Origin of the sequence: Rhodoferax aquaticus, assembly GCF_006974105.1 — a bacterium.
GTDB classification, from domain to species: domain Bacteria; phylum Pseudomonadota; class Gammaproteobacteria; order Burkholderiales; family Burkholderiaceae_C; genus Allorhodoferax; species Allorhodoferax aquaticus_A.
In genome coordinates, this window is record NZ_CP036282.1 from 4086241 (window position 1) to 4100883 (window position 14643).

The 14643-nt window shown below is 53.5% G+C and carries 15 protein-coding genes; 3 read left to right on the forward strand and 12 right to left on the reverse strand.

The window, feature by feature from the left end; all coding sequences use genetic code 11:
* Window positions 1-24: 24 nt before the first annotated feature.
* From fliI to fliF, 4 genes are read right to left on the reverse strand one after another with little or no spacing between them, the layout of a single operon-like run.
* Window positions 25-1494, reverse strand: a complete 1470-nt coding sequence (fliI, locus tag EXZ61_RS18930) for a flagellar protein export ATPase FliI (protein ID WP_142814317.1) — start codon at window positions 1492-1494, stop codon at window positions 25-27.
* Window positions 1481-2209 (reverse strand): FliH/SctL family protein, encoded by a 729-nt coding sequence (locus EXZ61_RS18935; RefSeq protein WP_142813340.1) that lies wholly within the window; start codon window positions 2207-2209, stop codon window positions 1481-1483. The genes fliI and EXZ61_RS18935 overlap by 14 nt, the downstream gene beginning before the upstream one ends.
* Window positions 2209-3213: a flagellar motor switch protein FliG gene (gene fliG, locus EXZ61_RS18940; RefSeq protein WP_142813342.1), complete on the reverse strand. Its 1005-nt coding sequence runs from the start codon at window positions 3211-3213 to the stop codon at window positions 2209-2211. The genes EXZ61_RS18935 and fliG overlap by 1 nt, the downstream gene beginning before the upstream one ends.
* 21 nt (window positions 3214-3234) lie before the next feature.
* Window positions 3235-4941, reverse strand: a complete 1707-nt coding sequence (gene fliF, locus EXZ61_RS18945; RefSeq protein ID WP_142813344.1) for a flagellar basal-body MS-ring/collar protein FliF — start codon at window positions 4939-4941, stop codon at window positions 3235-3237.
* 169 nt (window positions 4942-5110) lie between these two features.
* Between fliF and fliE the strand changes: the two genes are divergently transcribed.
* From fliE to EXZ61_RS18960, 3 genes are all read left to right on the forward strand, one after another.
* A complete protein-coding gene (gene fliE, locus EXZ61_RS18950) occupies window positions 5111-5428 on the forward strand; it encodes a flagellar hook-basal body complex protein FliE (protein ID WP_168224821.1) in 318 nt (105 codons plus the stop codon).
* A gap of 174 nt (window positions 5429-5602) precedes the next feature.
* Window positions 5603-5920: a hypothetical protein gene (locus EXZ61_RS18955; protein ID WP_142813346.1), complete on the forward strand. Its 318-nt coding sequence runs from the start codon at window positions 5603-5605 to the stop codon at window positions 5918-5920.
* 21 nt (window positions 5921-5941) lie between these two features.
* Window positions 5942-6733 (forward strand): glycosyltransferase family 2 protein, encoded by a 792-nt coding sequence (locus EXZ61_RS18960; RefSeq protein ID WP_142813348.1) that lies wholly within the window; start codon window positions 5942-5944, stop codon window positions 6731-6733.
* A 91-nt stretch (window positions 6734-6824) separates the two neighbouring features.
* Here the strand turns inward: EXZ61_RS18960 and EXZ61_RS18965 are convergent, their stop codons facing one another.
* From EXZ61_RS18965 to EXZ61_RS19000, 8 genes are all read right to left on the reverse strand, one after another.
* Window positions 6825-7772: a glycosyltransferase family A protein gene (locus tag EXZ61_RS18965; protein WP_142813350.1), complete on the reverse strand. Its 948-nt coding sequence runs from the start codon at window positions 7770-7772 to the stop codon at window positions 6825-6827.
* Complete coding sequence (locus EXZ61_RS18970; RefSeq protein ID WP_142814319.1) at window positions 7769-8860, reverse strand: DegT/DnrJ/EryC1/StrS family aminotransferase; 1092 nt, start codon at window positions 8858-8860, stop codon at window positions 7769-7771. Before EXZ61_RS18970 ends, EXZ61_RS18965 begins: the two co-directional genes overlap by 4 nt.
* Window positions 8860-9267 carry a sugar 3,4-ketoisomerase gene (locus EXZ61_RS18975; RefSeq protein ID WP_142813353.1) on the reverse strand — a complete coding sequence of 136 codons (408 nt, stop codon included), beginning with the start codon at window positions 9265-9267 and terminating at the stop codon, window positions 8860-8862. Before EXZ61_RS18975 ends, EXZ61_RS18970 begins: the two co-directional genes overlap by 1 nt.
* Before the next feature lie 38 nt (window positions 9268-9305).
* On the reverse strand, window positions 9306-10724 hold the full coding sequence (locus EXZ61_RS18980) for a glycosyltransferase (protein WP_142813356.1): 1419 nt from the start codon (window positions 10722-10724) through the stop codon (window positions 9306-9308).
* 407 nt (window positions 10725-11131) lie between these two features.
* On the reverse strand, window positions 11132-12100 hold the full coding sequence (locus EXZ61_RS18985; RefSeq protein ID WP_142813358.1) for a GDP-mannose 4,6-dehydratase: 969 nt from the start codon (window positions 12098-12100) through the stop codon (window positions 11132-11134).
* Window positions 12093-12995 (reverse strand): NAD-dependent epimerase/dehydratase family protein, encoded by a 903-nt coding sequence (locus tag EXZ61_RS18990; protein WP_142813360.1) that lies wholly within the window; start codon window positions 12993-12995, stop codon window positions 12093-12095. Before EXZ61_RS18990 ends, EXZ61_RS18985 begins: the two co-directional genes overlap by 8 nt.
* Window positions 12996-12999: 4 nt before the next feature.
* A complete protein-coding gene (locus tag EXZ61_RS18995) occupies window positions 13000-13401 on the reverse strand; it encodes a polysaccharide biosynthesis C-terminal domain-containing protein (RefSeq protein WP_142813362.1) in 402 nt (133 codons plus the stop codon).
* Entirely contained in the window at window positions 13398-14618 is a 1221-nt protein-coding gene (locus EXZ61_RS19000; RefSeq protein WP_142813365.1) for a class I SAM-dependent methyltransferase, read from the reverse strand. The genes EXZ61_RS18995 and EXZ61_RS19000 overlap by 4 nt, the downstream gene beginning before the upstream one ends.
* Between the last annotated feature and the right edge of the window lie 25 nt (window positions 14619-14643).

The following is a 14643-nucleotide window of genomic DNA, read 5'->3' on the forward strand; positions in this document are numbered from 1 at the left end:
TGCACACCTCCATCAAGACCGTTGTCATAGGTAGCCGGGCTCCGCGTTCGTGGCGACCTTCAGCTGCTCTAGCACCTCATCCAATGAGGCCGCCTCGTACATATCTTGCTGCAAAAACCGCCCCATACCTTCATGCAAGGCAATCGCCTCGTCCAAGGCGGGGTCAGATCCATTGGCGTATGCGCCAATTTGAATCAGGTCACGCCCCCGTTCGTACTTTGAATAAATGGATCGAAAACGGCGAGCCAACTCAAAGTGCTCGCGCGACACCACGTTGTGCATCACCCGTGACGCCGACTGTTCCACATCAATCGCGGGGTAATGCCCCGACTCCGCCAAGGTGCGTGACAGCACAATGTGCCCATCCAGAATGGCGCGCGCAGCGTCCACAATGGGGTCTTGCTGATCATCCCCTTCAGAGAGCACGGTGTAAAACGCGGTGATGGAGCCCACGCCATTCAAACCATTGCCACTGCGCTCGACCAACTGCGGCAACTTGGCAAAGCACGAGGGAGGGTAGCCCTTGGTAGCGGGCGGCTCGCCAATGGCCAAAGCGATTTCCCGCTGCGCCATGGCGTAGCGCGTGAGGGAGTCCATGAGCAACAGCACATGTTGCCCGCGGTCGCGAAAGCTTTCCGCAATTGCCGTGGCGTAGGTGGCACCTTGCATGCGCAGCAGGGGTGGGGCATCGGCCGGTGCGGCGACCACGACCGAGCGCGCTCGGCCCTGTTCACCCAAAATGTCCTCGATAAATTCTTTGACCTCTCGGCCCCGCTCGCCAATCAAGCCCACGACGATCACATCGGCTTGTGTGTAGCGTGCCATCATCCCCAGCAACACGCTCTTGCCAACGCCCGATCCGGCGAAAAGGCCAATACGCTGGCCTCTGCCCACCGTGAGCAAGGCATTGATGGCTCGCACACCGGTGTCCAAAACGTCACGCACCGGGGCGCGGTCCATGGCATTGATGGGTTTGCGACTGAACGACTTCGAGGTCACATTGGCAATGGGGCCCATGCGGTCCAAAGGATTGCCTTGTGAATCAATCACACGGCCCAGCAAACCATCGCCTAATGGCAAACGCAACATGCCAGCATCGGCAGCATGGGCCTCATCCGCAGACTCATGCAAGCGTGGTACGGGCACAAATGGCGCCGCGGGGGCAACAGCCGCCCCGCTCGACAGGCCGTACACATCACCTGCAGGCATCAAAAATGCGCGCTCCCCCGAGAAGCCCACCACCTCGGCCAGCACAGGTTCGCGGGCACGTTGGGTCACTATGCACTGCGCCCCAACGGGCACGCGAATACCCGTGGCTTCCAGCACCAAACCGGTCAAGCGGGTCAAGGTGCCGCGCACCTCTAAAGGGGTGTCGCGCTGCGCACTTTTACGCGCGCGGTCAAGAAACTCTTGCCAATGGCTAGGCGCAGGCGGCTCGACCGGCTGTAGCGCTTCATCCGGCGCAGCTTCTGGGTCAAGATCAGTCGATTCCATCATCGCCCTCTACTTCCCACGCCGACTCCAGCCCCAAGTTGGCTAAGGCACGCATCCACCGCCTTTCGACCGTAGCATCTACCACGGTACCAGTGGCTTCCACCAAACAGCCACCACGCGTAACCGATGAGTCCGGGTGAAGACTCAGCACCAAATGGGGAAACTCGGCGGCAAACATATCGGCCATCACTTCGGCGTCCACCGGGTTTAAGCGCACCAAAGCCGCCTTACAGTCCAGCGACAGCATAGACAGGGCCTCTCGTACCACCGGTTGCAATGCATTGGGGTTGCTAGAGAGTTCATGGCGCACCACTTGGCGCGCCAACTCGCACGCCAAGTCCAGCACACCACGCGCCATGATTTGCTCTTGCGCCGCCAACTGGGTTTGGGCGGACTCAAAAATGCTAGCAAAACTCTCAGTCACCGTGCGCGCTTGGCCCTCAATATGCTCGGTGATAAGGCGCTGCCCTTCTAAAGTGGCTTGGGCATGGCCTTGGGTAAAGCCTTCGGCATAGCCCTCTGCGTGGCCCTTGGCATGGCCCTCCGCCAAACCGGCTTGGCGCTCTTGCACATGGCGGCTTTGCTCTTCTTCCAGCGCTTGGGCTCGCAACTTGGCGGCAAAGCGCTCAGAGGCATGCTCAATCGGGCGAAACTCCCAGCCCGCAGCGGCATCGATTTCGGCCCCCGTTAAAAAGCGTGAGCTAGGGCGTGTCATCAGACCATGGCGTCATCGCCACCTCCGCCGCCAATCACAATTTGTCCCTCGTCGGCCAAGCGACGCACCACTTTGAGAATTTCTTTTTGCTGCGCTTCGACCTCTGACAAACGCATGGGGCCGCGCGACTCCAAGTCTTCACGCAAGGTAGCCGAGGCGCGTGAGGACATATTCCCAAGAATCTTCTCTTTGAGCTCGGGCTGCGCCCCCTTGAGTGCCACGATGAGCACGTCGGACGACACCTCTTTGAGCACCATTTGAATGGCCTTGTCATCGAGCTTATTCACATCGTCAAACACAAACATCTTGTCCATGATCTTCTGCGCCAGATCGGCATCGTGGCTGCGGATGGACTCAATCACCGTACCCTCAATGGCAGTACCCATCAGGTTGATCATCTCGGCTGCGGTCTTCACGCCACCCAAAGATGCCTTGCGAATTTTGTCGCCGCCAGCCAAAACCTTGAACAACACTTCGTTCAGGTCTTTCAAGGCCGTGGGCTGGATACCTTCCATGGTGGCCACGCGCAGCATGACCTCATTGCGCTGGCGTTCGGTGAGGTTCTTCAATACGTCTGCCGCTTGGTCGTATTCCAGATGCACCAGAATGGCCGCCACGATTTGAGGATGCTCGTTGCGCAGCAACTCGGCTACGGACAGAGGGTCCATCCACTTGAGACTTTCAATGCCAGAGACGTCACCGCCTTGCAAAATCCGGTCAATCAGCAACGCCGCTTTGTCATCGCCCAAGGCCAGCTTCAACACCGAGCGCACGTAGTCGCTGGAGTTAGACACTAGCAAACTCTGCGACGCCGCCACCCCGGTGAACTTCACCACCACATCGTCCACCCGCTCGCGGGTGAGTTGCTGGGTTTTGGCAATGGCCTCACCCAGCTTTTGCACCTCTTTGGGCGAGAGGTGCTTAAACACTTCCGATGCTTCAGCCTCACCGAGAGACATCATCAGAATCGCAGCGTCTTGTAGGCCTTCGTCTGGAGTTGCCATGGTCGTATTTTGCGCCAAGCTTTAGCCTGGTGCTTCTCCGTTCATCCAGGCTTTGACAATGTTTGCCACGGCTGCGGGGTTATCGCGGGTGAGTTTGCGGGCATCCTCCAACCGTTGCTCGGCAGCCGACACGGCCGACGCCTCGGCATTCGGGCCAGACAACAGAGGGCGGTCCGGCTGCTCGCCCTCAATCGCGTTCAAGCTCGGTCCAGCGTTTTCGCTCTGCTCTGCAGCTTCCAAGGAAACCGGTGGCTGGTTCATCGTCTTCATGGCCGGGCGTATCACACCCAACAGCACCAAGGCCCCCAACAGCAAGGTCCCCAAGGGCCACGCAAGGCTCTTCGCCATGTCCTGTATTTCAGGCTGCCGCCACAGTGGCAGCTCATTGCCTGCCACCTTTTCGGGCGCAAATGCCGCATTCATCAGGTTCACAGAGTCGCCCCGGTCCTTGCTAAAGCCCACGGCCTCTCGGACCAAAGCGGTCATCTTCTCGACTTGTGCGTCACTCAAAGGCACGCTGATCGTCTTACCCTTGTCGTCTACGGTGGATTGGTTGTTGACCACGACCGCTGCGTTGATGCGTTTGATCAGGCCGGTTGCTCCCTTGACCACCTTGACCGTGCGGTCCACCTCGTAGTTGATGGTGGACTCCCGTTTGCCACCGCCGCCTGGGGTGGCCCCTTGGTTGGCGGCCGCTACGGCTTGCGGCTGACCATTGATAGGCGCGGCCGCCTGGGCTGGCGGCTGGTTGGTCGTGGCTCCGGGCACACCCGCTGGGACGGCGGCACCGGGTCCGTTGGTGCTCTCTACCGTTTGCTGGCTGCGCACGGCACTGGTTTCAGGCGTTTGGTTGGGCTTGTGGGACTCGGTGGTGGACTCGGTTTGAGAAAAGTCCAGCTCGGCCGTCACTTGCGCCTTCACATTGTCTTTGCCAACCACGGGTTCCAAAATATCCAATATGCGGCGGCTGTACAACTGCTCAATCTGCTGCGCAAACTTGAGTTGTTCCGCATCGGCCCCATTGTTACCCCCACCCTCTGGGGGGTTGGACAAGAGCTTGCCCGTATCGTCTAGCACGCTGACCGCCTTGGTGTCCATTTCCGGTACGCTGGAGGCGACCAAGTGCACGATGCCGGCGAGTTGTGTCCTGTCCAACGAGTAGCCCGGGTGAAGACTGAGTAACACCGATGCAGAGGGTTTTTGTTGCTCTCTGAAAAACCCGTTTTGATTGGGCAGGGCTAAATGCACCCGCGCGCTTTGCACGGAAGACAGCGCTTGTATAGAACGCGTCAACTCGCCCTCTAAACCCCGCTGAAACGTCAGGCGCTCTTGGAACTGGGTCATCCCAAAGCGGTTGGACTCCATCATTTCAAAGCCATTGACCGAGCCCTTAGGCAAGCCAAGCGAGGCCATCTTCAGCCGCAAATCGTGCACGCGGTCAGCGGGCACCAAAATCGCTCCGCCACCCTCGGTGTACTTGTACGGAATGTTCATGGTGCTTAGCTGGGCAATCACTGCACCCCCATCCCTATCCGCCAAATTGGAATACAGCACCCTCCACTCCGACTGGCGCCCCATCACCATGCCCACAATGCCAATCACTACAAACAACACCACGCCCAGCACCAACTTGAGGCGTTGGCGCTGGTCCAGCGCAGACATGCGTTGAAACAACGTGGGGTTCACGAGCTCAGCGTTGTTGGCGGGAAGGGTTGCGACGTCAGACATGAAGGTATAGCAATAGAGCCAAGGTGCAAGAAGGGGTTGGACTTGATTATTCGATGCACCCCCCAAAACATGAGGGCAATAAGCACAAGCTTTACCCATCAATTCAAATTAATGTTTTGCGGGTCACGGATTTAGCATTGCCTCACCCTGATTTGTAGGGGAGAACCTCATGGACCTTAAGCTCACACCCGTCAACATGCCCACATCGGTGCGCCCCAGCAATGCGGTGCGCCCACCATCTACAGCCGGTGTTGAAGGCGTGGGCGGTGGGTTTTCGGTGGCCATGAAGAACGCGCTGACTTCGGTCAGCGCTGCTCAAAACCTCTCAGGTCAACTCCAACGGGAAGTGCAAATGGAGAACCCGAAGGTGAGCCTAGAAGAAACCATGGTGGCCATTCAAAAAGCGCAGGTCGGATTCCAAGCCACCCTGCATGTGCGCAACCGCATGGTGCAGGCGTATACCGACATCATGAACATGCAGGTGTAGGGGGCAGCCGCTAACTTGATAAAACGGGCCTATGCGCACACGGAATAAGCCTAGATAGCTATATAAAACATAGCAAAAGGGTGCTCAAGCCGTGCACCCCGTGCTATAAAACCAACCACGCTGGACGACTAACAGGTAGGCCCAGCCTAAACCACTGCAAGGGAGACAGCGTCAATGCAACAGGGCTTGGTGACCATTCAACGCAACCGCGTCCCTGGGCGGGTGGAGGCGCTCGCGCTGTTTCAGTCCGCCCCCATCTCCGCCTTGGGCGTGTACAACCGTACTTTGGGCAACTCAGGCCTTTTGGACGAGCCTAGCTACACCCAGTTTTGCATTCACCACTGTGTGTGCCAAAGCCGCGCCTATTGTGTAAATTTCAAGCACTACAGCGGCCATGCAGATGCCAGCATGGCTCGGTTCGCCCAGCCTTTGCGTGCGCTGTTGGCACAGATTCATTGCGAACTAGGCATTCCCGTGCCCCTGCCCGCCTAAACGGCGAAAGGACAAGCTCCCGTGTTCACCATCATTGTTCCGACCCACAACCGCCCTTTGCTACTAAGGCGGACCCTCCGCTCACTGGCTGCGCAAACCTTCACACAGTTTCAAGTCATTGTGGTGGACGACACGGGTGCCTACATTCCCCCGTTTCCAGAACTTGCCACGCTGCAAGGTCGCTACCACTATCTGATCCGCAGTGGCGACAGTGGCCCCGCGGTAAGCCGCAATATGGCGCTGGCACTGTGTGCCGAGATGCCGGCGACCCACTACATCCTGTTCTTGGATGACGACGACACACTAGAGCCTGAGCACCTTGCCAATTTGGCCAAGCACATCGGCAACACCCGGCCGCCTTTGCTGTTTTGCGACTTCAAGGTTCAACATGAAGACCGCACCAGCGACCCGCCGCAAGCCTTGTCGCAAGAGAGTTTTTTTATCGGCGGGGTGGTGAAAGACAGCCTGTTTGTGCGCAACAGCATTCCCAACAGCTGCTTGGTTTACCGCAGCGACGTCATCCGGCATGTGCGCTATGACACCACCATGCTGATTTATGAAGATTGGGACTTTGCGTTGCAGTGTTTGGCCCACCATGACCTGCAGCATGTGCCCACGAACACCGTGGTTATCCACAAAAGCCGAGCCACCGCACCCGAGAATTTGCGCAGGGGTAACACCCGAGATGACCTGATAGCCCCAGTTATGTTGGCCCTCTACAAACAGCGCCCCGCGCTGAATGCCGACACGCGACTTGCCCGACAGGCGCTGCTGGCGGGAGCAGGCATCCCTGTGGCACTAGAAGACTGCTAGGCCTAGCAATGGCTGCGATCACCGTCTTGATCCCGGCCCACAATGCAAGGGGGCGCGTCTTGGGTGAGCAAGTGAGATAGCGAAAAACTCTCTACTTTGAAAACTCGCTCCACAACTGCAAAAAAAGAGATTCCGCGCCGGGGACTCTAGCCACCATTTGAGGCAGAACTTCGCAAAAATGGCGCACATCTTCTTCACCACGGTAATGCCACAGGAAAGCTGGCGTTACGGCCTCTACACATTTGTGCGCCTCTTCGGCGCTAATCACACCCATATTGCGGCCGATGATCCCCAAAGTGATATAGGCCAAGTGCGCCAACTTCAGAGGCATGCCCATCGTTTGGGCTGAATTTTGTGTAGGGCTGGTGCGAAAGTACCCTAGATGCTCATTGATAAAACACACCGGGTTGGTCATCGCGCCGCAGACAAAAGAACCTAAGTCTTCCAGGCCCGCGAAACTGATGCCCACTTGTTGTCGCTCTCGCACCAATAGCGCAGTCTCTGCACGCATCACCACGTTGGATACCTCGCCCAACCAGTTGGCACCACGGGTGACGTTGCTTGTGAACAGCGTTTTGGCATCTAACGCGTGCCATCGCATAGGGTGATTGGCCATCACCTCAGGCACCTCAAGGGCCATGCGCGTGAGTTGCCCTGTTTCATTGGCATACCAACGGCGGCTGACCGTGGAACTGAAGGTACCCGCCATGTGCGCGCGGCGGTGCTGCTCGTAAAACAAGGGATACACGATGTCGTCGTCACACAAAATATGAAGCAACTCTGTGCGCCCACCCCAGGCGTTCACACAGTGTGCCCAATTGGCATGCGCGCCCTTGCGCGGCCCTTCCACCACCGTGACGTTCAAGTGCGCAATGAGCGACTTGACGGGCTCAGAGTAGAGCACCTTCGCAAACGCGAAGTCGGGTGTATCGTCCGAAAAGATAACTTGGGAAGGCGGCTCCGACTGGTGCACCAAGCAAGCCAGCAGTTCCATGAGGTACTTGCTTTTGTAGGCAGGGATAACCGTAGTGATTTTCATGACAGACTAGCTCTCACAGCATCTGTGACCGCCTGCACGTCTTGTGCAGATAGGTAAGGTGCAATCGGCAGGCTCAAGACCTCGTGCTGCAAGGCTTCCGCCACTGGTAATGCGGGCCAGACCTGGTCTGCATAGGCAGGCTGCGCATGGCATGCAATAGGGTAATGGATCATGTGCCCTATGCCATGTGCCTTCAATCCCTGAATCAAGGTGTCGCGTGCAGCTGTACGCACCACGAATAGGTGCCAAACAGGATCAACCCCTTGCGGCACAAACGGAAGCTCTATGGGAGCCCCCGCTAGCGCGTCCATGTACTGCTGCGCCACGGCACGGCGGGCATCGTTTTCAGCATCCAAGAAAGGCAGTTTGGCGCGCAAAACCGCTGCTTGCAGCTCATCCAATCGGGAGTTCACCCCGAGTTCATCATGCTGATACTTGACGCTGGAGCCGTAATTGCGCAATTTACGTAAGCGCGCCGCCAACGCATCATCATCTGTCGTGATCGCGCCGCCATCGCCCAGGGCACCTAGGTTTTTGCCAGGATAAAAACTAAACGCTGCGGCATCACCCAGACTGCCTGCGCGTTTGCCTGCATGTTGTGCCCCATGGGCTTGGGCGGCGTCTTCTATGACGGTAAGCCCATGGCGACGGGCAATCGCTTGAATTGCCGTCATCTCTGCCGGTTGGCCGTACAGGTGCACAGCAATGATTGCTTTAGTCCTTGGCGTGATCGCAGCTTCAATTTTTTGGGGATCTATGTTGTAAGTTCGCGCATCAGGGTCTACAGGAACCGGCTGCGCCCCCACATAGGTAACTGCCAACCAGGTGGCAACAAAGGTGTTGGAAGGAACAATGACTTCGTCACCAGCACCAATATCAAACCCTCGCAAGATGAGGCTGAGTGCATCCAAGCCATTGCCTACACCGATGCAGTGTTTTGCCCCACAGTAGGTGGCGAACTCTTGTTCAAAGGCGTAGGTCTCCTCACCCAAGATGTACCACCCTGATTGGACAACGCGCGCGACGGCCGCTTGAATCGCTCCTTCATGGGGCGCATTAACGCGCTTGAGGCTTAAGAACTCGACCATTACGACCATCTCGCTTTCATAAACTCGGCATAGTCACGAAAGTAGTCCGCCTCGTCGTACTTGGAGGAAGCCAAGACCATGCATACCGAGTTGGAAGAAAAGTTATCCAGCTCCCGCCAAATCATGGGACAGATGTAGAGCCCGTTGTATGAGCGGCTCAAGTGCACACGTTTTTTGTCTTTGCCATCATCAAGCACAACATCAAAACTGCCTGACATCGCGACAATAAACTGGTGCAAGCCTTTGTGGGCATGTCCCCCTCGTTCAGAGCCACCTGGGACGTCGTATACCCAATACACCCGTTCAATTCCAAAGGGAATATGGCTGTCGGATTCAATGAACGTGAGATTGCCACGCGGATCATGGATCTTGGGCAACTCCAGCATGCGGCAATCACTTAACGACATATCGGTCCTCATTCAGTTCAGTTGTGTTTGCCGGGTGCCTAGATAACTGCCGAAAACATGGCGTCATTTTTGAGGCAATCCATTGTCATTTGCAAGCGCTCCTGCGCTTTGCTCACTTCGTCGGGCGGCATATTTGCGGCATTGTGATCCAACCATTGACGCATGCCCTTCATAAGATCGACTACCTTAATGGCCTCGCGATGCACATACTCTTGAGAGAATCGGTTCTCTTTGAGATATTGGTAGAGGCGAAATTGGGTATAAGGTCGATCAAAGGTCTTATAGGTAATGCGTTTCGTCACGGCCATGGGATTGTCTTGGCGGTAGTAAAAGCAGCCTTCGCTGAACGCGACCTGGTTGCAGTTCATAAAAAACACACGGACCGAAAACTCGTCGGAGTTCAAACCAAACTCTTCAAACTTGAACTTCTTGACCAAGTTGGCATTCCACAGCGCATTGCCCGGGATTTCCCATTGCAAGGAATACTGCACTGCATTGCGATTGTTTAACACCACCGCACGGTCGCCATGAAGGCCGCTTAACGTGCGATTGCGACTCGGTTCGTCGGGGTAATAGAAAACCAGATCTGGGATGACCGCATCAGCGCCCGTTGCAATTGCACGCGCCCTGGTTTTCTCCAGCCAATCTGTCGAAAATAGGTCATCTTGGGATGAATACACGAAGTAGCCCCCCTGCATAAACTGCAAGCCATAGTTCAGAGCTCTTGGGGCGGTACCCATGTTGTGCGGCGTTTGAAACACACGGATGCGCGCATCTTTTTGTGCATAGGCTTGCAAAACAGCCAAGCTGCCGTCAGTGGACTGGTCATCAATACACACCACTTCAAAGTCCACCATGGTTTGGGCAAGCACCGAATCCAGCGTCTGCGCTATGAACTTTTCCCCGTTGTAGATCGGAATAAACACGCTGACCTTGCGATTGGCGTCTGTCACTGGGGCATGCAATTGTTCGAGGTTCACTTTTTGCATGACCGCGAAAATGTGCGGGCCCCGCCACTCGTGAGTTTCGATGCGAAAGGCGCCGTTAAATCCGTACCTGGCTGCCGCGCGTGTTGTGTCGTCAAAGCACAGCGGCAGTGTTTGGTCCGTCATGATGTTGACGTGCGTAGGATCCTGAAAGGCCTCGCCATGCGGGTATGCCGGTGTCGAGGACAAAAAGTAGCCTCCCGGTTTCAGCACCCGGTACACCTCGTTGATCAACTCTACAAAAGAGTTGCGCCGCTTGGGGGTGTAGATCACACGGGGAACATAACCAAGAAAATCATACGCAGTAACAAAGTCAAGCGAGTTGTCTTCAAACGGTATAGGCTCGATCGCTAGGTCTACAGACCTGACGTGAGCACCGAAATCAGTCCCTATATCAATGCCGAACACTTCGTCGGCATTAAATGGGTTTTGGGGCCTAGCACCACATCCTAAGTCCAGCGTTTTTGTCATTTTTGGCCACCCCATAAATGTCTGGCCATATCAACCAGTTACTTTCCTAGAGACCTTCAATGGAAGAATTTGCCTCATTTGCAAACGAAATACATGGACCTCACAAACGCATGCCTAGACAGCAGAGACCAGACCTCATCAATCAGCCAGCAATCGCGACATACCAAGATCATGCGACTACTTCAACCTGATAAGCCAATTTTGAGGTGCCATTCCTGACGCTTCATCGGAAGTAATCAAGTCGCCAACCACTTCATACCGTCCTGGCTGTCTACACCCACTAAGCCACAGCCAACCAGTTGGATACCTAAGCGTAAAGTGGCAGCCCTTTGACTTGGCCTAGGCAGGAGTTCTCCCGAGTGGTTCGACAGAGTTTGACAATTGAGCCGTTCCAACAATCTGAGCGTTCACACTAATCCCTGAAAACTGTCCAACATGTCATCAATCAGCATCTCGAAGCTGTAATCAGGCTTCCAATGAAGCGTCGTGCGAATTTTTGTGGAATCACCGCACAGATAACTAAGCTCTTCGGGACGCATGTATTTCGGGTTTTGAACGACATAGTCACGGTAATCCAGCCCAAGTTTGCGAAACACTATTTCGCACAAATCTCTTATGGAGCGCGTCTCGCCAGTCGAAACCACGAAATCATCGGATCTATCATGATTAAGGATCAGGTGCATTGCCTTGACATAATCTTTGGAATGCCCCCAGTCGCGTTGAGAGTCAAGATTGCCTAGCTCTAGCTGCTTTACTTTTCCCCTCGAAATCAGAATCGCATTCTTTACGATTTTTGTAGTTACAAAGTTAGAAGCACGGCGCGGAGACTCATGATTAAACAGAATGCCGTTAGATGCAAACAGCTTGTATGCATTGCGATAGTTGCGAACCATGCTGTAGGCAAACAGCTTAGCGCACCCGTAGGGGCTAACAGGTGTCATGCGCGTATCTTCACGCTGCTTGCCATCAATATCCACACTATTGCCAAACATTTCAGAAGAGCTAGCTTGATAAAAACGAGCCTCTGGACAGTGGGTTCTGACTGACTCCAAAACATTCATCGCACCTAAGGCGTTGGCCTGAACAGTAAACTGAGGAATATCAAAACTGATACGCACATGGCTCTGCGCTGCCAAGTTATAGACTTCGTCAGGCTTTACTTTGGAGAGAACGCGATCGATCGAGGCAACATCGAGTACATCACCATATTCGTTTTGAACGGAATCGGCAATGTGCTCAAGGCGAGATTGCTGGTGCTCCGTTACAGAGTTTCGTCGGATTAATCCGTAGACCTCATATCCCATAGATAGCAAGTGTTCCGCGAGGTACGATCCATCTTGCCCAGTGATGCCTGTAATGAGTGCTTTCTTAGCCATGATTTTGTCTACCCTTCAAAGTTAATCTGATTCCCTCTTCCAAGGTGTGCATCTTGTGAATACTTGGCCAACCCGAATAGGCTGTTGCCAAGGATATGTCCAACGCTCTCTCATCAACCTCACCTGGATCATCTGATTGATACCGCACCTCTCCCCCATACTGACTAGTCGATACCAGCGCACTTACAACATCTCGGATGCTGTAAGTGCGCCCACTCGATATATTCAAGAGAGGCCCATCGAAATCTCGGTGCAGATACATAGAACGCACTTGATCTTCTACAAATGTAAAATCTCGCCGTTGATATCCATTACCCCAAATCTCTAGCGATTTTTGGTTATCACTCATGCGTTGAATCAGTGATGGAATCACATGGTCAGATCGATCGCCTGGACCATAGGTACTCCCAAGCACTAAGACCGTACCTTTTTGGCCATATTGCTGCTTGCACGCTTGCAAGCCTACGCCAATCAATTTTTTATTGAAACCGTAGTGCTGTGTTGCTTCAACCAGTGGGCCAGTCCAATAATCTGACTCACGCGCCAAACGCACATGCGATGGATACGCCCATAATGAGCTCACCCCAATAAATCGGGCTGATCTTTGATGAACGGCTGTGGCCTCCAAAACATTGGTGCTTATCTTTGTGTTCGAAAAAAATTGATCGACTGCGTGTTGTGCAGACCATTGCGCATTGCCTGAAACATCTGCCAGATGAAAAATGTAATCAACCGCACCAGCTGCCATGAACACATCCATGCAGTTCTCACGTACGTCTAGTTTGCAATGACGTCCAACCGTCAAGACGTCTGCATGCGGCTCAACGCTCCGGAGAAGAGCAACAAGATGGCGGCCAATAAAGCCGTCGGCCCCAGTCACCAAATAGCGGCTCATACATTCATTTTCCGAGCATATCCGGAGTCAATATGACTATATCTCTGAATGTATCCGCCTCATAGTCATTGCCACCGCGTAGACCATGACTAAACACAACAAATTGACTTTTCCCTAGCATTTCTAATGCATGTACCTCATATGGGGGTGTTGATACCAAACCATATTCCTCAACCAATATAGACTTCACGGGCTCTGACTTATCCACTGGTTGATACCAATAACGCAAAGCCCCTCTCGTCATAAAAATATGTTGAGTAGTTAATTTGTGATAGTGATTGCCGCGTATGACACCCCCTTCATTAGTCTCAATGATTGCAGCGTGTTGAATATCATCCTTATACAAGATGTCGGAAATTGTGCCACGACTGTCGCTCGTGGCTGCCGTGATTTTTTGAAATTTCATGATGAAAATGGATTAAGTAGATTAATATTTGGGTTAATTTCAGCAAGTTTTTTCTTCAAAACAGCCTCTAGATTCCACGACAATATAATTATGAAAACTTCTTCATATTTACTTATAGCTGCATCATCCTGAATTGGTATACGGGACAAAGGCGTAAACTTCCCAATCTTGCTTAACGATGCATCGGTAACAAAGTCAATGCTAAACTGATCTAATTTATAGTAGTTCAAAAAGGTATTGCCTTTGGCTGCAGCGCCCACACAAATAACTTTTTTCCCTTTGGACCTCAAAGAGTAGAGATGCTTTAGAAAAGCATTTTTATGATCTTCAATATTCTTTGAAAAATCTTTATAGGTATCCAAGCAAAACAAGCCGGCTTTTGATTCTCTCTCCACAAAGGATTCAATCACTGCTGGTTTTTTAATGCTAGCGTCATGCGAAACGTAGACTCGAATTGACCCGCCGTGATAGTCAACCTCCTCAACATCAATGACATGCATACCTACGGCCTCGAATAAGTTCCTTGCATACAAAACCGTAAAATAGGAAACGTGCTCATGGTAAATTTGATCAAATTTTCCTTGTTCTATGGATGCCAGCCAGTAGGGTAATTCGAATACGAACACACCTGAGCGGTCCAATAGTGTGGATATACCTTTTGCGAAATCCAATGGATCATTACTATGATTGAATACATTATTGGCTACTATCAACTTTGGCTTTAGATCAAGCTTTTCAACTAACTCCACCGCCTTTGCAAGGGAAAAGTACCCAAGCTCGGTGTGCATGCCTCTAGCTTGCGCCATGGATGCCATCACCGGAGAAGGCTCGATCCCAACACTGCGGAAGCCCAAAGCACTGTACTGCTCCAGCAGATAGCCATCATTCGAACCGATCTCGACTACCGTGGATCCCTTGGGAAGATGACACACACGGCTTGTGTGCTGGGCATACTCTTGCCAATGGGCCCGAGAAGTCTGGGAGTTGGAAGATGTGTACGAATAGTCGACGTCAACGTAGCGCTCATCAGGATCTGTAATCGTTCTGAGCTGAATCTGTTTGCAGCTCGGACAGAGATCGCAAATCAAGGGGTAAACACGGTCCGCCACATCAAGCTTGTCTGCAGGCACAAATGTGTCAGCCATGGGATGCATGCCAAGATTCACGATTTCCAGCAACTCACTGGATCCACAACAGAGACATTGGTTACGAAACATGGACACTCCCTAGCAAGATGGCGGT